Raw genomic sequence first — 21422 nt, 5'->3', positions numbered from 1 at the left:
GAACAGACATGCCCGCACAGCTCACCCGGCTCGTCGAAGAGCAGAACAAGACGTGGCAGCGGATGCAGGACATCCAGGACCTCGCCGAGCGCGAGGGCCGCGACTGGACTGCCGAGGAGCGCGCCAACTGGGACGCGGCCGAGGCACGGCTCACCGAGGTCTCGAAGGACATCGAGCGCCTGAACAAGATGGCCTCGCTCGACAAGATCGACCGGTCCGGGATCATCACCACCACCGGTGACCCCGAGGGCCGCAAGGGCGGTGACGCCGAGGAGCAGGCCAAGCGGTACGAAGAGGCGTTCGGCCGCTACCTGCGTGGCGGCATGGACCGGCTCACGCCGGACCAGCGGAACATGATGATGGACCACGAGGTCGACCTGCGCGCGATGGGCGCGGGCATCGACACGGCTGGCGGGTTCACCGTGCCGGACGAGTTCCGCAACATCATGACCGAGACGATGAAGGCCTTCGGTGGCCTGCTCGGACTGGCCGACGTCATCACCACGTCGACGGGCGCGGACCTGAAGTGGCCGTCGAACGACGACACCGGCAACGAGGGCGAGATCCTCGGCGAGAACATCGCCGCAGGCGAGCAGGACATCGCGCTCGGCGGGAAGACCCTGAAGGCGCACATCTTCTCGTCCAAGCAGGTGCGGCTGTCGCTGTCGCTGCTGCAGGACTCCGCGTTCGGGCTGGAGACCTGGGTGCCGAAGAAGCTCGGCGAGCGCATCGGGCGCCGTGCGGCCCGCGCGTGGACCACGGGCACCGGCGTCGACCAGCCCGAGGGACTCACCGTCGGCGGCACGGTCGGCAAGACCGGCGCCGGCGGCCAGGTCACGTCGATCATCTACGACGACCTGATCGACCTCGAGCACTCCGTCGACAGCGCGTACCGGCCCAACGGCCGGTACCTGATGCACGACTCGATGCTGAAGGTCATCCGCAAGCTGAAGGACACGCAGGGCCGACCGCTGTGGGTGCCGATCCCGGCCCCGGGGTTCCCGTCCACGATCAACGGGTTCGAGTACACCCTCGACAACTCGATGCCCGTCCCGGCCGCATCCGCCAAGACCATCGCGTTCGGCGACTTCAAGGCGGGCTACGTCATCCGCCAGGTCCAGGCCGTGCAGACGCTGCGCCTGGTGGAGCGGTACGCCGAGTACCTGCAGGTCGGGTTCCTCGGGTTCTCCCGCATGGACGGCGGGATCCAGGACTCGTCCGCGATCCGCCTGTACGCGCACCCCGCCAGCTGACCAATTCCGCTCACGGGCCCGGGGCTTGATGCTCTGGGCCCGTCGGCATTGACAGGAAGGAGCGCGTCGTGAGGGACGCGTACAGCAACATCACCGTGCGGGCCACCCTGGCGATCGCCACCCGCACCGCCTCGGCGAACGGCACGGGCGTGGACCGGTACCTGAACGGTGCCGCGTTCCAGGACGCCATGGTCGTCGTGCACACCGGGACGATCACCGACGGCACGCACGCCGTCGACGTGCAGGAGTCCGACGACAACACCACGTTCACCTCGGTGGCGGCCTCCGAGCTGCAGGGCACGGAGCCGTCCATCGTGGCGGCCGACGACGACAAGATGTTCGTCATCGGCTACAAGGGCCTCAAGCGCTACCTGCGCGTCGCGGTGACCGCGTCCGGTACGACGTCGGGCGGCACGTACGGGGCGCACGTCGTGCTGGCGAACCCGCGTACCGCGCCGGTGGTGCACCCCTGATGGCACGCATCAGAGTGCTGGAGGCGATCGCCGGGGCCGACTTCTCCTGGGCCCCCGGCGACGTCGTCGACGTCAGCGACGAGGAAGCGGCCAGTTGGGCCGACGGGCACCGCGCCGTCCTCGCCGACGAGGACGGTGACCGGTTGGTGGAGGTGCGGTACGCCGCCGAGGACCGGGCGCCAGTGGTGGTCGGCGAGGACGGCCAGGAGCTCGAGGTCATCGACGCCCAGGTCGAGGAGGCCGAGCCGCCGGACGGCGAGGACGACGGCCTGTCCTGGTCACGCTGGCGGGTCACCGTACGCCTGCCCGCACCGCCGACGGACGGCGGCGTACCGGCCGGGCAGCGGGATCCGGCGGACCTGGAGAACCAGGACCCCGAGGAGCCGGACGTGCTGTTCAACCCCGACGAGCACAGCAACCGCGAGGTGCTCGCCTACCTCGACACCGTCGGAGAGCAGGAGGCGCTGCGCGTGCTGGACACCGAGGCGGCAGGACAGAACCGGGCCGGGATCGCCAAGAACCGCGACCAGGTCCTCGATGCCGCGCGGGCCCGCGACGCCGCAGCCGGCGGCGTGGCCGGGGCTGAGAGGGCGGCGGACTTCTCGCGGGGCGGTGGCGGGGAGCCGGCGCCCGAGACCCGCGACTGGTAGGGGGTGAGCGGTGCCGTACGACCTCGGCGCGACCGCGCGCCTGACCGCGGAGTGCCGCAGCCCGGCCGGCACCCTCGTCACCGCCACCGCCGCGGTGGTGACGGTGACCCTGCCCGACGGCACCACCGCCACCCCCACCGTGTCGGAGACCGACACCGGCAGCTACCGGGCCGACTACGTCACCACCCAGGCCGGACGGCACACCGTCCGCTGGGTGTTCACCGGACCGGCGCATGCGTACACCGACATCGTCGATGTCCGCGAGGCGGCACTCACCTGGGTGTTCTCCCTGGCCGACGCGAAGAACCACATCAAGCTCGCCACCGCGTCGCAGGACGAGGAGGTGCGCCGCTGGATCGGCGCCACCACGAAGTGCGTCGAGTGGTTCGTCGGCCCGGTCGCACCCCGCACGGTGACCGAGGATCACAACGTTCGCCAGGCGGAGGCCCTGGCGCTGCGGAAGATCCCGGCGCTGTCGCTGACCACGGTGGCGGCCGTCCTCGACGGCGGCACCTCGTACGAGGTGGGAGGTCTGGACCTGGACGGTGCGGACGGCATCGTGCGCCGGAAGAACGGCGGCCTTTTCTACGGGCCGCTGCGCGTCACCTACCGGGCCGGACGCCTCATCGTCACCGAGAACATCAGCTCCGCCGCTGAGCTGATCTTCCAGCACCTGTGGCGGACACGGCTGGGGCCGGGGCGTACGCAGCAGCGTGGGGGCGGCGACGACTACGACGTCACCGAGCCCATCCCCGGCCTGGGATATGCGATTCCGAACCGGGCGATGCAACTGCTCAGTCCGGACCAACTACCTCCAGGGACGGCATAGGTGGCGACGTCCGCAGTACCCAACGCGATCACCCAGCTCCTGGCGATCCTGCGCGCGCGGCCGGAGCTGCAGCCCGGTGTGGAGGGCCCTGACAGTCCGCCGGGCGTCCAGGTCATCGACGGGCCGCCGACCGACGACATCTCCCGGGACGACCTGATCGCCGTCGGGTGGTCCTTCGACGGCGACCAGGCCGTCGAGATCGCCCAGGACTTCAACGCCGCCGGCGCCCGCACCAGGAACGAGAACTTCGCGATCACCGGGGTGATCGACGTCTGGTCGGGCGACGACAGCGTCGCCGCCGCCCGGGACCGCGTGTTCGAACTGTTCGGCGTCCTGGAGATGGCGGTCCGCGCGTCGGGGTCCAACCCGGACGCGCCGAACCTGAACGGCGCCGTGCTGTGGGCGCACATCACCCGGGGCGTCCTGCGCCAGTCCTACACCGACCAGGGCGTACGGGCCGGCCTGGCGTTCACGGTGACCTGCCACGCCCGCATCTGAACAAGGGAGTTGTCATGGCGCGTGTGCGCTACCTGGGCCCGGAGCCGGTGACCGTGCCCGAGCTGGGCCGGACCGTCGAGCCGGACGAGGTCGTCGAGGTCCCGGACGCGAGGTTCGAGGGCTACGTCTGCCAGACCACGAACTGGGAGCCGGTCGAAGAGCCGAAGGCCGAAGCGGCCGTACCTGTGAGGAAGACGAGCGCGGCCAGGCCGCAGAAGGCTGAGGGCTGATCCATGGGGATCGGATCCGGGCTCGGCGCCCAACTCGGCATCAGCGCCGAGTCCACATACGGCACGTTCGTGGCGCCGTCCAAATTCATCGAGTTCACCAAGGAATCGCTGGTCCTGAAGAAGACGACCGCCCAGTCTGCGGGCATCGCGGCCGGCCGTCTCCTGGCGCTGTCGTCGCGCCGTGTGATCACGCGGAAGGAAGCCGGCGGGGCCGTCGACCTGGAGATCGTCAACAAGGGCATGGGCCTGCTCATCCAGGCTCTGATGGGGACAACGGTCACACCGGTGCAGCAGGGCGCGACGGCCGCGTACCTGCAGACGCACACTCTGGCGGACACGGCGGGCAAAAGCCTGACGATCCAGAAGGGGGTGCCTCTCACCAGTGGAACTGTCACGGACAAGACGTTCGTGGGCTGCAAGGTCACGTCGGGCGAGTTCTCGTGCGGGGTGGGCGAGATGCTCACCGGGTCCTTCGAGATCGACGGCAAGGACTGCGACGAAGGCCAGACCCTGGCCGCAGCCTCCTACTCGAACATGGCGCCGTTCCACTTCGGGCAGATGGCGCTGAAAACAGGCACGTTCGGTGCGGAGGCGGCGCTCGATGGCATCCGCAAGGTGTCCTGCAAGATCGAACGGCCCCAGGACACCGAACGTTTCTACGCCAACCAGTCGGCGCTGAAGAAAGAACCCATCAGCAACGACCAGGTGAAAATCAGCGGCAGCCTGGATTCCGACTACGTCGCGACCACCCTCGACGACCTGCATACCTCCGACGGCGCGACCAGCATGGTGTGGGAGTTCGTCGGCCCCCTGATCGCCAGCACGTTTTTCGAAACGTTCCGCATCACCCTCCCCGCGATCCGCCTCAACGAAGGCCCGCCGAGCGTCGACGGGTTCGGTGTGGTGAAGCCGACGTTTCAGTACGAGGGGCTCTTCGACGGCACCAACCAGCCCAAGATCGAGATCATCTCGACGGACGTCACGCTGTGAGGTGAGCTGTGGTCCGCGATGTTCGCATCCTCGGTACCGGCCAGCTACTCGAACTGCAGCGGCAGCTCCGGGCAGCGGGCCACGAGAATCTCCGGGCCAGCATGCAGCGCCGCACCCGGCGCGCCGCTGAGCCGCTGCGTGACGACCTGCAGGACACCGTGCGGAGGCTGGTCATCACCTCGCAGGGACGAGGGTCCGGAAAGCGTGGCGGGCCGTCCCCGACACGACGGCCGCTGCGGGCGGCGATCGCCGAGGCCATCCGGATCAGCGTGCGCACCACGAGCGGATCGGCCGGCGCCCGCGTGTGGATCGACCGGAGCCTGCTGCCGCCCGACCTTCCCATGGCAGTGGTCAACCGCCTCCACGAAGGCAGGCTGCGTCACCCGGTGTTCCGTAACCGGCGCCGATGGGCGCAGCAGACAACGACCCCGCTGTGGTGGGACAGGACCGTCCGTGCACATCAGGCGCGTATCACCGGCGAGGTGGAGCGGGTCCTGGACGACGTGCGGCGGCAACTCGAATAGGAGCAACATGATCATCGTCTACACGCCGGGCGGCGGGGAGCCCGAGCACTACGACGCGTCCAGCCTGAAGGTGTCGGAGGCGTCGATCGTGCAGCGCACGGTCGATATGAAGTGGCAGGACATCCTTGCCGGGCTGGGGCGCGATGACTTGGACGCGATGCGCGGCATCGTCTGGGTCATCAAGAAGCGGAGCCAGCCGTCGCTGCGGTTCGGGGAGTTCGATCCCGGGGTCACGGAGATGACCTCCCGGATGGACAACGCCGAGATCGAGCGGTGGCTCGACACCGCGCTGGCCAAGGCGGACGAGATGGACGACGGGGACGAGCCGCTGGACTGGGAGGTCATCGAGGGCATCATCAGCGCGCGTCTGGACGAAACAGCCCTTGATCCCGAGCACGCGCGCCAGCTCCTCGCGGCCCGGGCTCCTTCCCCAAAAGAGACCCCGGCCGAGGAGGACCCCGCCCCGCAGACGCCGCCGGAGGCGGAGGGTTCGAGCCCGGCCCCGACATCGAGCGAGCCCGGGACGAGTACCTCGCCCTCTTCGCTCACCTCCTCCACATCCCTCCCGCAGCCGTCGACGACCTCACCGTCACTGACTTCTACGGCCTGACCGCCTGGATCTGGCGGCACCAGGAATCCCAGCGCACGGAGGGGAGTACCTGATGCCGTCCTTGGATTTCCTCCTTACCGCACGGGATGGGATGTCCCGGGTCCTGGACCGTGCCGGTGACGCGGCCAACCGCTTCGGCCGCCGCCTCACCGCCGCCGCGAACGACGGCGACGGGGCGCTGACCGGGCTGACGCGGTCTGCGGACGGGCAACTGCGGGATGTGCGGGGTCGGTTCGTCGCGACGGGCGACGCGGCCGGCATGATGTCGGCCCAGTTCTCTGCCGCCCAGCGCAAGGGGCAGGAGTTCGCGTCGGGGCTGAAGAAGGGCCTGCTGTCGCTGGCCCCGGCGGCGGTGCCGGCTGCGGCGTCGCTGGCGCCTGTGGTGGCGTCGGTCGCGGCGGGCGGTGTGGCGGTCGCGGCGTTCGGGGCGGCGGTCGTTCCGCAGATCCAGGCCCTGTCGGAGGCGTCCCAGGCGAACAAGAAGTACCAGGACGCGGTCAAGAAAACGGGCGAGCGGTCGCAGGCCGCGGTCACGGCGCAGGCCGAGTACCAGCGGATGCTGGCCGAGATGCCGCCCGCCGCGCGTGAGGCGACGGTCGCGGTGTCCGGGCTGAAGGACGAGTACCAGGACTGGTCTAACGGGCTGGCCGGGGACACCATGCCCGTCGTCACCAAGTCGATGGCCCTGTTCACCGGCCTGTTGCCGAAGACGTCCGGCCTGGTGCGTGGTACGTCCCATGAGCTGAGCCGTCTGATGACCGTTGCGGCGGGGGGGATGCAGACTCCCGGCTTCGACGGGTTCATGCAGCGGTTGGAGAAGTTCTCGACCGGTGTGGTGCACCGGGCGGTCGACGGGATCGTGCACCTGTCCCGTGCGGGCAAGGGCAGCGAGGTCGGCTCGAACGTCGCGAAGTTCATGGACTACGCGCGTGCGCAGGGGCCAGCGGTCGGGGAGACCCTGCGCGACCTCACGACGGCGTTGACGCATCTGCTGCTGTCGGCGTCGGACGTCGGTGTCGGCATGCTCGACATCGTCAACGCGCTCGCGGGGCTCGCGGCTGCCGTGCCGTCGGGTCTGCTGACCACGCTGTTCCAGCTCGCGGTGGCTCTGAAGGCGATCCGTCTGGCCGGGACAGGGATGGCGTCGGTCGCCCTGGGGATCGCAGGAGTCCGCACCCAGATCATCCTGGCCGGCAGCGCGGCGGCCGGGGCGACCGGCCGCGTGGCCAAGGTGACCGCCGCGATCGGTGCCCTGTCCCGTGGGGCGAAGCTGGCGATGGCGGGCACGGGGATCGGGCTGCTGATCCTCGCGCTCGGTGAGCTGTCCTCCCGGGGGAAGCAGGCGCCCCCGGACGTCGACAAGCTGACCAGTTCGCTGCAGCGTCTGGGCCGGGACGGATCCGTTTCCGGCGAGGCCGCGCGGGCGTTCGGGAAGAACCTCGAAGGCCTGCACGGCAAGGTGCGTGCGCTCACCGACCCGAGCACTACGGACAAGATCCAGCAGTTCGTGGTGAGTATCGGGGGTCTGGCCGACTGGGACTCGACTCCGGTCGCGGACGCTAAGGCCAACATCGACGCCATCGACAAGGCTTTGGCCGGGATGGTGTCGAACGGCCAGGCGGACCTGGCCGCTGCCGCCGTGAAGCGGCTGACGGCCGAGTACGGCAAGGGCGGCCGGGACACCCGCGAGTTCACGCGCGAGCTGGGCGACTACCGGGACGCGATCGCCGACTCCAAGTTCGAGCAGGAACTCGCCGCGGAAAGCCAAGGGCTTTTCGGGGCACAGGCCCAGAAGACCCGGGCCGCCCTCGCCGCGCAGAAGCAGAGCGCGGACGGACTGAGGCAGTCGATCGTCGCGCTGAACGACGTCAACCGGCAGGGCCTGTCGGGGATGATCGGGTTCGAGGCGTCCATCGACGCGGCAGCGAAAGCCGCGCGGGAGAACGCCGGCGTCCTCACCATGCAGGGCGGCAAGCTCAACCTGGCGGGGGAGAAATCCCGGGCGGCGGCGACCGCGCTGAACGACCTGGCCGCGAAGACCGACGAGGCGACCGCGTCCGCGCGGGAGTCCGGGGCGTCGTGGCAGGCCGTCAACGGCATCTACACCAGGGGCCGTAACGCGCTGATCAAGACCGCTCAGGCGATGGGCCTGACCAAGGCCGAAGCCAGGTCTCTCGCCGACCAGATCCTCAAGACCCCGGACAAGACCGCCCGACTGAAGGGGAACATCGAGGACCTGGAAGCGAAGGTCGCCGCGGCGAAGAAGCGCCTCGGCTCGGTCCCGCCGTCGAGGAAGGCGTTCGTACGGGGCGACATCTCCAACCTGGAGTACGAGATCTCGCGCGCCCAGCAGCGCCTGCGCGACATCGACGGAAAGACCGCCGTCACCTATGTGCTGATGAAGACGAAGACGTCGAACGCGGGCACCGTCTTCCACGAGGGCGGCAACTACGCGACCGGCGGCCCGATCGGATTCCCGCGCGGCGGCCCGATCAGCGGCCCGGGAACCAGCACTTCAGACGACATCCCGATCATGGCCTCCAACGGCGAGTACATGATCAACGCCCGCTCGTACGCCAAGCACCGGGCCCTGGTCGAGGCCATCAACGCCGACAAGCTCGGCACAGGTCACGGCATGGGCGGCGCCGGGGCAGCGGTCGCGCAGGGTCTCGCCGGCGGGATGGCCGGATCGTCCGGCCTCGTCAAGGCGGGCGCCCGGCGGATGGCGGCCGAGGTCACGGCCGGCGTCCGGGAAGAGCTGGAGATCCGGTCGCCGTCGAAGAAGACGATCGCGCTCGCGAAAGACGCCGGGCGAGGTCTGATCGTGGGGCTGACCGGGTCCCGCGACAAGATCAGGTCGACGGCCGCCGACCTCGCGAACGACATCCGGAAGGCGTTCTCCGGCCGCAAGGAGAGCGGCCTCGTCCGCATGGTCACGGCGCAGACGAACCGGCTGATGTCGCTGGCGGCGCGGCGGGACAGGATCGCCGCACGGATCGCCGAGGCCAAGAGCTATGCGCGCGAGGTGACAACCAACGCCCGCGGCAGCGCCCAGCTCGGCAACCTCGGCCTCGAGGTCGTGACCGGCAGAACCATCAAGGCGGCCCTGGGCAACAAGCTGGCCAGGATCAAACGGTTCACGGCGTACATCAAGAAGTTGGCGGCGCGTGGGCTGCACAAGAGCCTGCTGCGGCAGGTCCTCGACATGGGCCCCGAGCAGGGCCTCGCGTACGCGGCGGCGCTGGCCGAGGCCGACAAGGCGACCCTGTCCGGCATCAACAAGACCGAGAGCGGGCTGGAATCGGCGACGAAGGGCCTGGGCGAGATAGGCGCGGACCGCCTGTACGACGCGGGCAAGAACGCGTCGAAGGGGTTCCTGAAGGGACTGGAGTCCCAGCAGAAAGCCCTTGAGCGCGTGATGCAGAGGATCGCCCTGGCGATGCAGAAGGCGCTCCGTAAGGCTCTCGGGATCGCGAGCCCCGCGAAGAAGATGATCCCCGACGGCATCAACACGGTGAAGGGTGTGGCCGTCGGTGTCCTGCAAGGACTGCCACACATCGACGGCGCCATGCAGGCGGTCGCCGGGCGGATGACCGGGCGGGCCGTCGCGATGCGTCCCGTCGCCGGGCGCCAGGCCGTCGCCGCCGGCACCGCGGGCGCGGGGCCGGTGGAGATCCACATCCATGTCGACGGCACGGTGCTGGATCCGGTCGCGGTCGGCCGGCAGATCCAGACGGTGTTGCTGGAGTTCAAGCGGGCCCGTGGGGGCGCCGCCCTCGGACTGGCGTAGAGGAGGGCGGGGCTGTGACGCGGTGTGCGGTAGAGGTGGGGTTCGGGAACACGATCACCGACAGCAGCATTACCTGGACCGACATCACCCAGTACGCCGACATCATCAAGTCGGGTATCAGGATCGACAACCGGGGTGCGCAGGACGAGCAGTCGGAGACCCAGCCCACCACCTGTTCCCTGGTGCTGGACAACTCCGACGGGCGTTTCACCCCGTCGCGCAGCAGCAGCCCGTACTTCCCGAACGTCAGGAAGAACACGCCGCTCCGGGTGTCGGTCGTCACGGTGTCCAAGAACTTCATGACGAACCCGAGCTTCGAGTCGGGGGTGTCGGAGTGGGTGAGCTCCGGGACGCCGACCCGGGTCACGGACGCGACGCACGTCCAGGACGCCGCGACCGCCATGAAGATCACGTGGGGTGCGGTGGCGTCCCAGACGATGACCTCCCCGGTCATCTACGGCCTCGACATCGGCGTCAGGTACACGTTCTCCGCCTATGTGTGGGTGCCGTCCGGTGACGCGCCCGTGCGGCTGACCGTCGCGGATGTGACGACCGGCGCACAGAACACGACCTTCGACGCGTTCCAGCGGCTGACCGTGTCCTGGACGGCGACGTCGACATCCCATCAGGTGCGGGTCGGGGCGATCGGCACACCCACCGCCGGGGACGTCGTGTGGGTGGATGCGGCGCAGATCGAGGCGGGTAGCAGCGCCACCACATTCGACAGCAACGGCGCCGTACTCCATCCCCGGTTCTTCGGCATGGTCAACGAATGGCCGACCCGGTGGGCTGGTCTGTCCTCGACGGTGTCGATCACCTGCACGGACATTTTCAAGCGGTTGTCCCGTACGCCGGCGCTGCGGCCGATGCTCATTCAGGAGGTGTTGCTGGACGGGCCGCTCGCCTACTACCCGATGGGCGAGACGTCCGAATCGACGAGTGCCGGCGATGAGTCCGGGGTCGTCGGGTCCAGCTCGCTGACGATCCAGCAGAAGGGGTCGGGTGGCACTCTGGTGTTCGGCACCAGCGGCGGCCCGGCTGACACGTTGTCCTCGCCGACGTTCACGCCGGACGACAGCGCCAACGGCAAGTACCTGCGGGCCACCTTGGGGCAGGCGTTCACGGATGCCAGCCTGACGAACTTCGTGATGGTCGAAGCCTGGTTCAACACGATCACCCGGGGCCGGAACATTCTGACGGTGTTCACGTCCGACGAGGGCCGCTACATCATCTTCTACCTCGCGGGGGCCACTGGCTTTCTCACCGTCGAGACCCGTCACCCGACCTCGGGCGGGGCGGTCACCACGACGGTCGGCGCCGTGGACTTGGCCGATGGCGCCGTGCACCACCTGATCTACGACTCGGAGACCAAGGAGGTCCTGGTCGACGGGGTCAGCCTGGGCACGTTCTCCGCGATCCTCACCCTGGTCAACCTGGACACCCTGCATGTCGGGGCGAGCCAGAACGGGTTCCAGCTCTGGCAGGGCTCGGTCAGCCACGTGGCCCTGTATGCGACGACGTCGCTGACGACGGCGACCCTGGCCACCCACTACACCACCGGGTTGAACAACCACACCGGGGAGACCGCAGACCTGCGAGTCACACGCCTCGCGTCGTACGTGGGCATGACCGTCCTCGCGCAGGGCAGCGGGTTCAGCCCGATCGTGCGGCAGGCCGGCCTCGGCTCCAGCGCCCTGGACCACATGCGGGAGGTGGAACGCACCGAGGCCGGGCGCCTCATCTCCTCGCGCTCGTCAGCGCAGCTCGTGTTCCAGGGCCGCTCCCTGCGAGCGAACCCCGTCCCGGCGTTCTCCATCGCGTACGCGGACCTGGAGACGGGCGACGTCGAGCTCGCGGACGACGACCAGAAGATGGTCAACACGCTGCTCCTGTCCCGGCCGACGGGGTCGCAGACGCGGATCGCCAACGCGGCGGCGCGTGCCGCGTACGGGCCGTACGAGCAGACGCTCGAGCTGTTCACCATGACCGATGACGCCATGGTTGACCGGGGGAACTGGATCGTCTCCCGGTATGCGGACCCACCGCCGGAACTGCGGACCGTGCCCCTGGAGGCCTCCACTCTGGGGCTGAGCACGTACCGGTCGGTCCTCGGCTCCGACGTCTCCAGTGCGTTCACAATCACCTCGCTGCCCGCCGAGGCGCCGGCGTCGTCTCTGACCTGCACCATCGAGGGCTACTCGGAGACCATCACCCAGAACCAGCACCACTTCGGGCTGTTCGCTTCGCGGACTGACCTCGACACCCGCTGGGTCCTCGACGACTCCACCTACTCGGTGCTCGGCACCACTACGAGACTGGGGTTTTGATCATGGCCGTCGTGTTGCGTGCCGAGACGTTCTACCTGCCGCCGCCCACGATGCCCGCCGACGCCTGGGACCGTCTGCCAGCGGGCGAGCGGGCCCTGCGGTGGACCGAGGTCCATGCCCAGCGGCGCCTGCCCGACATCCCGCGCGAGGAGACCGCCGAGCCGCTGTACGCCCGGGTCGACGCAGGCAGGTGGCTCGCCGAATGCGGGTGCGGGTGCGCGCACGTCGTCAGCCCCACGGACCCGCACATGCTGTGCACCGTCTGCCTCGACGGCTGGCACCCGGTCACCTTCCCGCCGGACCCCGCAGCCGTCGAGGAAGAGGTCGTCCACCAGCCGCGGCGGCACCAGTTCTGGTACCACCCCTGCGACGTCCGCTGGCAGGCCGAACGGCTCTTCCTCGCGGAGCAGATCGCAGCCCAGGCGCAGGAAGGGGATGGCTGATGGGGATCCTTGCAGTGCCCCGGACCTGGGTTGCCGGGGAGGTCGTCACCGCGGCCCTCGTCAACGCCGAGCTGCGCGACCAGTTCCAGGCACTCCGCAACGCCGTCAACTCCTCGGCCAGCACCACCGTCGCCAACACGACCACCGAGACCGTCGTGGCCGTCTACTCGATCCCCGCCGCGCAGGCCGCCGTCGGGTCCATCTACCGCATCACCGCCTTCGGGAACATCAGCTTCTTGGCGTCCGCACAGATCACATGGCGGCTACGGATCGGCGGGGTCACCGGCACCACGCTGGCCACCATGGGCCCGACCACCGCGTCCGGCACGGGCCAGACGTTCAAAGAGCTCCACGTCCGGGGCAACGTGGTCTGTCTGTCCACCGGCGGTAGCGGCACCTGGTACGCGGACTTCCACGAGCTCCGCAACTGGACGCAGGCCGGCTCGGTGGGCGAGGTGCAGTTGGCGTCCAGCGACGGCGCCATCACGCGTGACACCACCGCCGCGAACGACCTGGTGATCACCGCCCAGTGGGCTGCGGCCAGCGCATCCAACACCCTCACCGCCCGCCAGCTCGTCGAGCGGTTCGTCTGAGAGGACACCCTGTGTCGGTCCCGTTCACCGCAGGATCCGGCGGCTACGCCGCCTACCGCATCCCCGTCCTCACCCTCGCCCCCGACGGCACGCTCCTCGCGATCGCCGAAGGCCGGAAGGCCAGCAGCGCCGACAGCGGCGAGACCGACATCGTGTCCCGCCGGTCCGCCGACGGCGGCACCACCTGGGGCCCGCTCACCGTGGTCACCAGCCACGGCGCCAACACCGCCGGCAACCCGGCCGTGGTCACCGACCCGGAGTCCGGGGACCTCGTCCTCGTGTCGTGCGGGCACGCGGGCACCGTCACCGAGGCGGACATCATGAAGGGCCTGGCCGTCAGGCAGGTATACGTCCAGCGCAGTGCGGACAGCGGCGCCACCTGGACGGCGCCCGTCGACATCACCGCCCAGGCCAAGGCCAGTTGGATGCGCTGGTACGCGACCGGGCCCGGCCGGGGCGTCGCGGTCACCGGCGGCGCCCACCCGGGGCGGCTCGTCATCCCCGCCAACCACTCCCGCAGCCCCTCGTCGGGGAGCACGGACACCGGGGCGGAGTCGCGATATCTGGGGGCGCACGCCCTGGTCTCGGACGACGGCGGCCACACCTGGAAAGTCCCGTTCACCTCGTCGAATCCGACGGGCGCCCTCAACGAAAACGAATCCGCAGTCGCGGAACTGCCTGATGGGCGGCTGTACTTCAACTGCCGCGACCAGGGCGGCACGGTACCGGGCACCCGGGCGGATGCCTACTCCGTCGACGGGGCCAGCACGCTGCAATCCGCGTACCGGGTCCAGGGGACGATCACCACGCCGGTCGTCCACGGCAGCCTGCTCCAGGTCCCGGGCGGACCGCTGCTGTACGCGGGGCCCGAGCATCCGGACGGGCGCATCGCCATGTCGATCCGCCGATCCGACGACGGCGGCCGGACCTGGTGGACCTGCCGCCGGATCTCGGGCCTGCACGCGGCGTACTCCTCGATGGCGCTGCTCGACACCACCACCGTCGGCCTGCTCTACGAGACCGGCGACTGGACAGCCTCCGACCGCATCGAGTTCACCACCGTGCCCGTCACCGAACTCTGACGGGTCGCCACCCCTGCCCCACCCACGCAGCCCTGGCCGTACGGCGCAGGGCTTTCTTCATGCCCTGGAGGCACACATGGCCGAGCTGTGGATGCCGGGCGCGACCCGGCTGGATATAGGTGATCACGCGCCGCTCGACGGCGGGCCCGCGAAGGCGATCGGGCACATCACGTGGGACCGCAACGCGACCGTCGTCAGGCCGCTCCCACTGGTGTCGTACGAGACGCTCGTGCAGTACTTCGGGCGGAACCCCACAGGGAAGGCGGTGGCTCCCCACGTCCTCTGGGACCCGTTCACCGGCCGGGTGACGCAGTTCCTCCCAGCCGACTCCCGCTCCAAGTCCCTAGCCGACGCGCCGGGCGGGACGCGGACGAACCGTGCGGGAAGCGTGGTCATCCAGGTCGAGGCGCTGTTCTTCCCGCACTGCCAGGTCGACGGCAAGACTTACGCGCGCCTCGTCGACACCCCGTGCAAAGGCTGGCCCGAGCTGCACGCCTGGGTGAAGTCCTGGGGAGTCCCGGACGTGTGGCCGAACGGGTGGCCGGAGAACTGCACGCGCGACGAGCGCACGTGGGAGACCAAGGCGGGTTGGTATCCGCACAAGGGCACCCCCGAGAACGACCACGGCGACCCGCTGTCCTGGCCGGCGTTCCCGACCGCGCCGAGGCCGACTCAGCCTGCGACACCTCCGGTCACGAAGCCGCGGTACGAGCCGTTCCCTGGCGCGGACTGGTTCACGACGGGTCGCAAGAGCCCGATCGTCGCCGCTATGCATGACCGGCTCGTGGCGGTGGGCTGCAACCGCTACCAGTCCTCGAGGAACAAGGACGTGATCGGCCCCGGAGACGAGGACAGCTATGAGGCCTGGCAGCGTAAGTGCGGCTTCCCGGGCGACTGGCCGCCCGGGCGGGCGAGCTGGGACCTGCTCAAGGTCCCCAACGTCTGACCTGTTCAGGGAGCGGTGCGGGCCAGGACGTCCGTCATGCCGTCGGCCGCTGCGGACAGCTCGGCTGACTGCTCTGGGTCGGTGGCTGCCTCGCGCCCAGCGCAGAAGTGCAGATGCCGGACCGCTTGCTGCAGAGCGGCCCGCAGATCGGCGATGTGCTGGTCGCGGGGGTCGGCAGTTTCGGCGGGGGCCATCGGATCTCCTCGGGGTGCGCACGCGGCCAGCAGCGGACTGGGGCTGAGTCAGCGCTTTCGCTCTCGGTCCGCCCACCACCAAGCTATCGAGCCTCGTACCGGGGCTCTGAAGAACAGGCGCTTTCACTCCGTCCGTGAACTCTTCACGACGGAGGCTGACGAAGCCTCACTCGTCCACTCTGACCTGCACTGATGAAGGGATTCATGATGCTGACTCGTGCTTTCTGGAAGGCCACCGCCGAGCGGATGGTCCGTACGTTCGCCCAGGCCGAGGTCGCGCTCCTCAGCGGTGAGGGCCTGGGCCTCCTCGACGTCGACTGGCCCGCGACGCTGTCGATCAGCGGCATGGCTGCGGTGCTCGCGCTGCTCACCGCCGTCGCTACGAGCGGCGGTACGCAGGGCCCGGGCATCACCGAGACCGTCGCCCCGTCACGGCCGCGCCTTCCCTAAGGAGCCGCATTGGACCTCACCACCCTCGGCGCCCTCCTGGTGGGCGTGGGCGCGGTCGTCGGCGGCGTGGTGACGTACCTGGGGAAGCGGGGCGAGAACGCCATCACCGGCTACACCTCGCTCACCGGCGACCTCCAGGAGGAGCGTGCCGAGCTGAAGGTCGAGCGGGCCGAGCTGAAGGCGGAGCGGGCGGTGCTCGCCGCGCAGCACGCTACGGATCAGGCCGAGATCGCCCGGCTGAGGAGCCTCGTCATTCAACTCGGAGGACAACCGTGACCCGGACTGAACGGGTGTTCGCAGATCACTGGCGCTGGATGACGGTGTTCTGCTGGCTGGTCGTGTTGACCGGGGCGGCCGTGATCGGCTGGTCCTGGTACAGCCAGCTCGCCGACGAAGCCGACCGGCGGGGTGCCGCCGTGAGCACCCTCGCGGGAGACGTCCGGGTGCTGCGCGCGCAGGTTGAGGCGTCGGGCGGGACTCCGAAAGCGCCGGACCCGAGCCAGGCCGTGGAGGATCTCGACGAGCGGACTCGGGTGCCGGTCCCGATACCTGGGCCGCGGGGGCCGGCGGGGGATCCGGGTTCGCCCGGGCCGTCGGGTTCCCCGGGGTCGCCGGGCCGGGCAGGGGCTGACGGGGTGGACGGTACGGCGGGGCAGCCCGGGAGTGCCGGTGCCACCGGACCGCCCGGCACGGCCGGCTTGGCAGGACCCGCCGGTCCTGCCGGACCTCAGGGCGACCCGGGCCCGGGGGGACCGGCGGGTGAGCAGGGGCCGGAAGGTCCACGGGGTGACGTCGGCCCGGCGGGCCCGTCCTGTCCGGACGGGTATGCGCTGCAGGCGCCGGCCTGGGATCCGGATGCTCTGGTGTGCCGTCGCGACAGCACGCCGTCGGACAGCGGGAGTTCGCCGTCGAGTCCGCTCGCGGCCGGGCTTGACCCGAGTCGCCGCCAGTACCCGTAGGAGGGATGACTAGATGCCACTGCCTGTGGGTGTGGAGACGGTGACCGTGTCGGCAGGCGTTCCGCTGACCGGGTTCGACGGGGCCCTCGCGAAAGGCCGGTTGCTCTTCTCGGGGCCGGACCTGGTGACGATCGGCGAGGACGATGTGATCCTCGGCGGTACGGCCGAGGCCGTCCTCGAGGACGGCCTGTTCAGTAAGACGCTGGTGGCGACGGATGCTTCGGGGATGTCGCCATCGGGGTGGACGTACCGGGTGGAGGCGGTGCTGACGAACGGACCCAACTGGGTCCGGTACATCAGCCTGCCGAAGGCGACGCCGACCGTGAAGCTCGCCGACGTCCTGGTCCCGGATCCGGTCGCCGGCACGTACACGGTCCTCGTCGACGGGTCGACGCTGCTGGCCAAGGCCGCGAACCTGTCCGACCTCCCGGACCCGGCCACCGCCCGTACGAGCCTCGAACTCGGCAACGCCGCGACCTGCAGCGTAGGTGCGACGTCCGGGACGGTGGCAGCCGGTGACGACTCCCGCCTGTCGAATGCTCGGACACCTACCGGTGCGGCCGGCGGGGACCTGTCCGGCACCTACCCCGACCCGGCCGTCGCGAAGGTCAACGGCGTCACAGTGAGCGGGACACCGTCGGCGGGGAAGGTGCTGACGGCGACCTCGCCAAGCGCGGCCACCTGGCAGACCCCGTCGGGCGGCGGGGGTGGCGCGCAGATCCGTACGGCCCGTGTGCGGATCATTGACGATGACCTGAGTGGTCTGCCCGGGGCCGCGTCGTGGGCGATCGTGCAGACCAGCGGGGGCACCAAGCTGCAGTGGTCGATTGCCGCCAGTGCGGGCGACCGGATCCGGGTGTGCCCCAACTTCCTGTACCTCGGCTCGCACTTCCTGGACTGGGTACTCCTCGACTCTGGTGGGGCGATCGCCGAGTACGCGACGTCGGAGGGGGCCACACCGCCGGGTGAGGGCAACCCGGGGATGTACCCGACCCTGACCATCAGCAAGAACGCGTCGCCGGAGATGTTCACCGTCGGGCCCGGACACATCAACGCGGGACTCGTGACGATCGCGCTCGCCCACCAGGGGCTGGCGACCGGGCCCGGCAACAGGGTCTACGCCCACGCCACATATCCATGGCGGCTGCGCCTGGAGAACATCTACGCCGAACCAGCATGAACCCAGCAGCATCGGCCCTCACCGCCTTCGGGCGGTGAGGGCCGCTTCGTCGTGTCCGGGGTCAGTCCGTATGGACGAGCCGCTCAGCCGCATCGAGGACCTGATGCCACGGGTACTCCTTCGGCTTCCCCTGGCCGGGCTGGTTCGGTACGAAGCCGCCCTCGCCGTACAGGACTCGGATCCCCATCTCACGCAGCTCGGCGACGCTCCGCTCGAATTGACGGTGCTGCACGTACGCGGCGTTCACGCACGGCATCACCACCATCGGGATCCGCTTGCCGATTCCCTCAGCGACCACACCGATCACGAAGTCGTGAGTCAGCCCGAGAGCCCACGAGTTGACGCTGTTGAAGGTGGCCGGCGCGAACACGATGGCGTCGGCCTTCGGCCATACGTCGGGCTCGCCCGGTGTCTTGTACTCCGAGCGCACTGGGTGCCCGGTCAGCTCCGCCAGGTCATCGAGGTCGGCGGCGAGCCAGCGTGCCGCCGTCGGCGTCAACCCGAGGCACACGTCGAAGCCGCGCTGCTGCGCTTGCTCGATCACGGTCGCGACGTCGAAGACGGGGGGTGCTGCTGAGCCAAACAGATACAGGGTCCGAGGGGTCATGTCCTCATACCACCCTGGCCGATGGATCACATGCAACCGCCCCCGCTCCAGGAGGAGTCGGGGGCGGACGCCTGCCCCGCACCGGTGAGCGCGGGTACCGTTCCAAGTGGCTGCAAGGAACGAGGAGACCAGTATGCCCTCACCCGACGACGACCACACCGGCACCCGCATCAAGGAACAGCGGAGATTGGCCAGGCTCACACAGCGTGGGCTGGCCGCCCGCATCCCCTACTCGTACAGCCTGTTGAACCAGGTGGAATGCGGTGCGCGCCCCGCGACCTCGACGTTCGTCGCCGCGGTTGCTCATGCCCTGGGCATCGACGTCACCGTCCTGACGGGACAGCCCTACGTGACCGAATTGCAGCGGGACCGGCTCGCCGAACTGGTGCGTCCGATCCGCGAGGCCCTCGACCTGTACGACCTCGGCGCGAACCCGGACCTCGTCGCGCGGTCGGCCACCGAGCTGGTGACTGCGGCGGACCACCTGTGTGCCGAGGTCCGCGCGACCCACATCCGCAACGCGGCCCGTGCGCTGCCCGGAACGATCGCCGAGCTGACGCACACCGCCTGGTCGACGCCGTCCACGGAGCTGTGGCAGGCGCTCGCGTCCACGTACCGCACGGCGCACGACATCACGGTGAAGCTCGGCTACTACGACCTGTCTGCCGTGGCCCTGGACCGGATGGCGTGGGCGGCGGAGCGTGCCTCCGATCCGTGCCTGGGCGCGGTCCGTCAGTACATGCGCGCGCTCGTCTACTTCAGGGAGGGCGAGTACACCATCGGGCAGCGGCTGGTGGCGTCCGGGCACGGCATCGTCGGGCAGGCCGAGCCGACCAGGGAAGTGCTCGCCGTCACCGGGCAGCTGCACCTCGGGGCGTCCGTCATCTGCGCACGTGCGGAGGACCAGGCCGCCGTCGACCGCCACATCAAGGAGGCACGCGACCTGGCCAAGCGGACCGGCGACGCCTCCGATGTGCACTGGCTGTCGTTCGGCCCCACCAACGTGGCGTTACACCGGATGTCCGCGGCCGTCGAGATGGGCCAGTACGACGAGGCTCTCACGCAGGCCCGCAAGATCAGACTGCCCGCGTCGCTCGCGACGTCGCGCCGCGCGCACTTCCTGATCGACCGGGCACGGACGGAGATGGAAACGGGGCTGACCGACAAGGCGCTTGAGCATCTAGTGGAGGCGAGGAAAGCCGCGCCCGAGCAGACCCGCTACCACCCCGGAGCCCGGGAAACGATCCGCGGCCTGGTGCATTTGTCCCGCCAGACGCCGGACACGCTGACCCACATGGCCTCCTGGGTCGGCCTGTAAGGCGCTCACAACGCTCACAGAATCTGTGAGCGTTCCTGCCTCTACGCGTCCGTACGGTCACTGGTGTGAGACAGATCACCGGGACCATGGAGGCGTGGGCGATGGCGCATGGACCAGCCGAGCAGGGGAGCGCGGCGCCGGAGGAACCACTGCCCCCGGACGGCGAGACGACACACGGCAGCGGGGCCCCGTCGGCCGCCGACTGGCTCCTCGGCGCCACGGAGTCCCGCGACCGGTCTCGTACGGAGTGGCAGGCCCACGGCGTCACCATGCTGATGGCCGGCGTTGTCTTCTCCGCGATCCGCATGTCGGCGCGCCTCATCCAGGCAGCCGCGGGCACCGACGACATCAAGGACGTCGACCACTACCTGACCCGGGCGCTCGTCGGCGGACCGGTCATCCATGACCCTCGCCGCTGCCGGTACTACGCGCTCGTGCCCGCCGACAGCCGCCACCCGTGGGAGCCGACCCGGGACCTGGAACCCCTCGGGCCCGGCGCCTACGTCGGGGTTCCCCGGCCCGGACTGAACGCGCCTACCGGTTCGGGCGCCTCGTACTGGGCGGTGCCCATGACGGTCGCAGGGACTCTCTGCGCGCCAAGCGTCGTCGCCGTGCTCGTCGAGATCGGCCGCTACCGGCTGGCCAGCCAGCCGCCGGTCGCGGACGACCAGGTCTCCCCGCTCCCCATGAGGGGGCACCGATGAGCGCGCACCAGCCGCCCGCTGTCTCCGTTGACGAGCGGTATCGGGCCCTCCTGATCCACTGCGATACGTGCTCCGAGTGCAAGGCTGACACGACCCGCTCCTGCCCGGAAGCTGCCCGACTGCGGCGTACGTGGTCCCGGGCTCGACGAGGAGTGACCACGTGACCCACAGCATCGCGGAGTTGGACGTCGTCCGGCACATCAACGTCTTCGAGGTCCCCGCCTACTTGGCCGTCGAGCAGGCCGCCGGCGACACGTGCGTCTGGTGCAGCACACCCCTGACCCAGGGCGTTCTCCGCGTCGACCTTGGGGGCTCGCTCGACTGGCGCCCGCACGGCTGCACGCCCTGCTACGAGGGGCGCCGGGCATGGGTGGAGACGTACCACGGCTGGCTCGGTCACATGCCGGGCTGTCCGCTGTGCGCGTGCGCGGCCCAGTGCGACGCCGCGGACGACTGGCGGGCCCGACTCCTGGACGCGGTACAGCGGGCAGGCAAGCCTGCGGTGGCCTGTGGGCAGTGCCACCAGGAGGTGCAGCCAGGGGAGAGGTTCGAGCCGCTGCTCTGGGACGGCAACTCGGCCCCGCGGTTCGAGTACACGCACATCGCGCTGTGCCTCCGGCCGCGGTACTGCCAGTGCTGCGGGCTGCTGATAGCGGAGGGCGAGAAGGTCACGAAGTACGAGCACTCGTCGGCGTCGGCGGGCGGCATCACCGTGTACCTCCACGCCGAGCCGTGCAAGAAGTCACGCTCCCAGACCTACCCCCGCTGAGCC

At 69.8% G+C, this 21422-nt stretch carries 24 protein-coding genes; 21 read left to right on the top strand and 3 right to left on the bottom strand.

Going from position 1 to position 21422, the window contains the following annotated elements:
* Positions 1 to 8 precede the first annotated feature (8 nt).
* The 15 genes from AOK08_RS14780 (at position 9) to AOK08_RS14710 (ending at position 15238) form a co-directional block, all read left to right on the top strand.
* Positions 9 to 1253: a phage major capsid protein gene (locus AOK08_RS14780; protein ID WP_055526013.1), complete on the top strand. Its 1245-nt coding sequence runs from the start codon at positions 9 to 11 to the stop codon at positions 1251 to 1253.
* A 68-nt stretch (positions 1254 to 1321) separates the two neighbouring features.
* Positions 1322 to 1726, top strand: coding sequence for a hypothetical protein (locus AOK08_RS14775; protein WP_055526012.1), 405 nt, complete (start codon positions 1322 to 1324; stop codon positions 1724 to 1726).
* Entirely contained in the window at positions 1726 to 2376 is a 651-nt protein-coding gene (locus tag AOK08_RS14770) for a hypothetical protein (protein ID WP_055526011.1), read from the top strand. The genes AOK08_RS14775 and AOK08_RS14770 overlap by 1 nt, the downstream gene beginning before the upstream one ends.
* A gap of 10 nt (positions 2377 to 2386) precedes the next feature.
* Positions 2387 to 3205 (top strand): hypothetical protein, encoded by an 819-nt coding sequence (locus tag AOK08_RS14765; protein ID WP_055526010.1) that lies wholly within the window; start codon positions 2387 to 2389, stop codon positions 3203 to 3205.
* Entirely contained in the window at positions 3206 to 3703 is a 498-nt protein-coding gene (locus AOK08_RS14760; protein WP_055526009.1) for a hypothetical protein, read from the top strand.
* A gap of 14 nt (positions 3704 to 3717) precedes the next feature.
* Positions 3718 to 3933: a hypothetical protein gene (locus AOK08_RS14755; protein WP_055526008.1), complete on the top strand. Its 216-nt coding sequence runs from the start codon at positions 3718 to 3720 to the stop codon at positions 3931 to 3933.
* A gap of 3 nt (positions 3934 to 3936) precedes the next feature.
* Positions 3937 to 4923 (top strand): phage tail tube protein, encoded by a 987-nt coding sequence (locus AOK08_RS14750; RefSeq protein WP_055526007.1) that lies wholly within the window; start codon positions 3937 to 3939, stop codon positions 4921 to 4923.
* A gap of 8 nt (positions 4924 to 4931) precedes the next feature.
* The gene (locus AOK08_RS14745; protein WP_055526006.1) at positions 4932 to 5447 is read left to right on the top strand and encodes a hypothetical protein; all 516 of its coding nucleotides are present in this window, start codon (positions 4932 to 4934) and stop codon (positions 5445 to 5447) included.
* A gap of 7 nt (positions 5448 to 5454) precedes the next feature.
* Positions 5455 to 6057 (top strand): hypothetical protein, encoded by a 603-nt coding sequence (locus tag AOK08_RS45730; RefSeq protein WP_055526005.1) that lies wholly within the window; start codon positions 5455 to 5457, stop codon positions 6055 to 6057.
* 52 nt (positions 6058 to 6109) lie between these two features.
* A complete protein-coding gene (locus AOK08_RS14735; protein WP_063794055.1) occupies positions 6110 to 9847 on the top strand; it encodes a hypothetical protein in 3738 nt (1245 codons plus the stop codon).
* Positions 9848 to 9861: 14 nt separating this feature from the next.
* A complete protein-coding gene (locus AOK08_RS14730) occupies positions 9862 to 12174 on the top strand; it encodes a carbohydrate binding domain-containing protein (protein WP_157876677.1) in 2313 nt (770 codons plus the stop codon).
* Positions 12175 to 12176: 2 nt separating this feature from the next.
* Entirely contained in the window at positions 12177 to 12617 is a 441-nt protein-coding gene (locus tag AOK08_RS14725) for a hypothetical protein (RefSeq protein WP_055526003.1), read from the top strand.
* The gene (locus tag AOK08_RS14720; RefSeq protein ID WP_055526002.1) at positions 12617 to 13210 is read left to right on the top strand and encodes a hypothetical protein; all 594 of its coding nucleotides are present in this window, start codon (positions 12617 to 12619) and stop codon (positions 13208 to 13210) included. Before AOK08_RS14725 ends, AOK08_RS14720 begins: the two co-directional genes overlap by 1 nt.
* 11 nt (positions 13211 to 13221) lie before the next feature.
* The gene (locus tag AOK08_RS14715; protein WP_055526001.1) at positions 13222 to 14292 is read left to right on the top strand and encodes a sialidase family protein; all 1071 of its coding nucleotides are present in this window, start codon (positions 13222 to 13224) and stop codon (positions 14290 to 14292) included.
* 76 nt (positions 14293 to 14368) lie between these two features.
* Positions 14369 to 15238, top strand: a complete 870-nt coding sequence (locus tag AOK08_RS14710) for a peptidoglycan-binding protein (protein WP_107100944.1) — start codon at positions 14369 to 14371, stop codon at positions 15236 to 15238.
* 5 nt (positions 15239 to 15243) lie between these two features.
* On the opposite strand, the gene AOK08_RS14705 is transcribed toward AOK08_RS14710, so the two are convergent.
* A complete protein-coding gene (locus AOK08_RS14705) occupies positions 15244 to 15432 on the bottom strand; it encodes a hypothetical protein (protein ID WP_055526000.1) in 189 nt (62 codons plus the stop codon).
* 204 nt (positions 15433 to 15636) lie between these two features.
* Here AOK08_RS14705 and AOK08_RS14700 point away from each other — a divergent pair, with 204 nt between their 5' ends.
* Complete coding sequence (locus tag AOK08_RS14700) at positions 15637 to 15882, top strand: holin (protein WP_198539268.1); 246 nt, start codon at positions 15637 to 15639, stop codon at positions 15880 to 15882.
* A gap of 9 nt (positions 15883 to 15891) precedes the next feature.
* Positions 15892 to 16158 (top strand): hypothetical protein, encoded by a 267-nt coding sequence (locus tag AOK08_RS46440; RefSeq protein WP_055525998.1) that lies wholly within the window; start codon positions 15892 to 15894, stop codon positions 16156 to 16158.
* Between the two features lie 25 nt (positions 16159 to 16183).
* On the opposite strand, the gene AOK08_RS48410 is transcribed toward AOK08_RS46440, so the two are convergent.
* The gene (locus AOK08_RS48410) at positions 16184 to 16306 is read right to left on the bottom strand and encodes a hypothetical protein (protein WP_277816022.1); all 123 of its coding nucleotides are present in this window, start codon (positions 16304 to 16306) and stop codon (positions 16184 to 16186) included.
* A gap of 548 nt (positions 16307 to 16854) precedes the next feature.
* Here AOK08_RS48410 and AOK08_RS14690 point away from each other — a divergent pair.
* Positions 16855 to 18021 (top strand): hypothetical protein, encoded by a 1167-nt coding sequence (locus AOK08_RS14690; RefSeq protein WP_157876676.1) that lies wholly within the window; start codon positions 16855 to 16857, stop codon positions 18019 to 18021.
* A 61-nt stretch (positions 18022 to 18082) separates the two neighbouring features.
* Here AOK08_RS14690 and AOK08_RS14685 read toward each other — a convergent pair whose 3' ends face one another.
* A complete protein-coding gene (locus AOK08_RS14685; RefSeq protein WP_055525996.1) occupies positions 18083 to 18628 on the bottom strand; it encodes a flavoprotein in 546 nt (181 codons plus the stop codon).
* A 133-nt stretch (positions 18629 to 18761) separates the two neighbouring features.
* On the opposite strand from AOK08_RS14685, the gene AOK08_RS14680 reads away from it, so the two are divergent.
* The 3 genes from AOK08_RS14680 (at position 18762) to AOK08_RS14670 (ending at position 21419) form a co-directional block, all read left to right on the top strand.
* The gene (locus AOK08_RS14680; RefSeq protein ID WP_055525995.1) at positions 18762 to 19946 is read left to right on the top strand and encodes a helix-turn-helix domain-containing protein; all 1185 of its coding nucleotides are present in this window, start codon (positions 18762 to 18764) and stop codon (positions 19944 to 19946) included.
* Positions 19947 to 20011: 65 nt separating this feature from the next.
* Positions 20012 to 20650, top strand: coding sequence for a hypothetical protein (locus tag AOK08_RS14675; protein WP_157876675.1), 639 nt, complete (start codon positions 20012 to 20014; stop codon positions 20648 to 20650).
* Positions 20651 to 20810: 160 nt separating this feature from the next.
* Positions 20811 to 21419 (top strand): hypothetical protein, encoded by a 609-nt coding sequence (locus tag AOK08_RS14670; RefSeq protein ID WP_055525993.1) that lies wholly within the window; start codon positions 20811 to 20813, stop codon positions 21417 to 21419.
* Positions 21420 to 21422 lie beyond the last annotated feature (3 nt).

This window comes from Streptomyces graminilatus (genome assembly GCF_001418565.1).
GTDB lineage: Bacteria > Actinomycetota > Actinomycetes > Streptomycetales > Streptomycetaceae > Streptomyces > Streptomyces graminilatus.
Note: the sequence above shows the minus strand (reverse complement) of the source record. Positions and strands in the feature narration are given on the sequence as shown.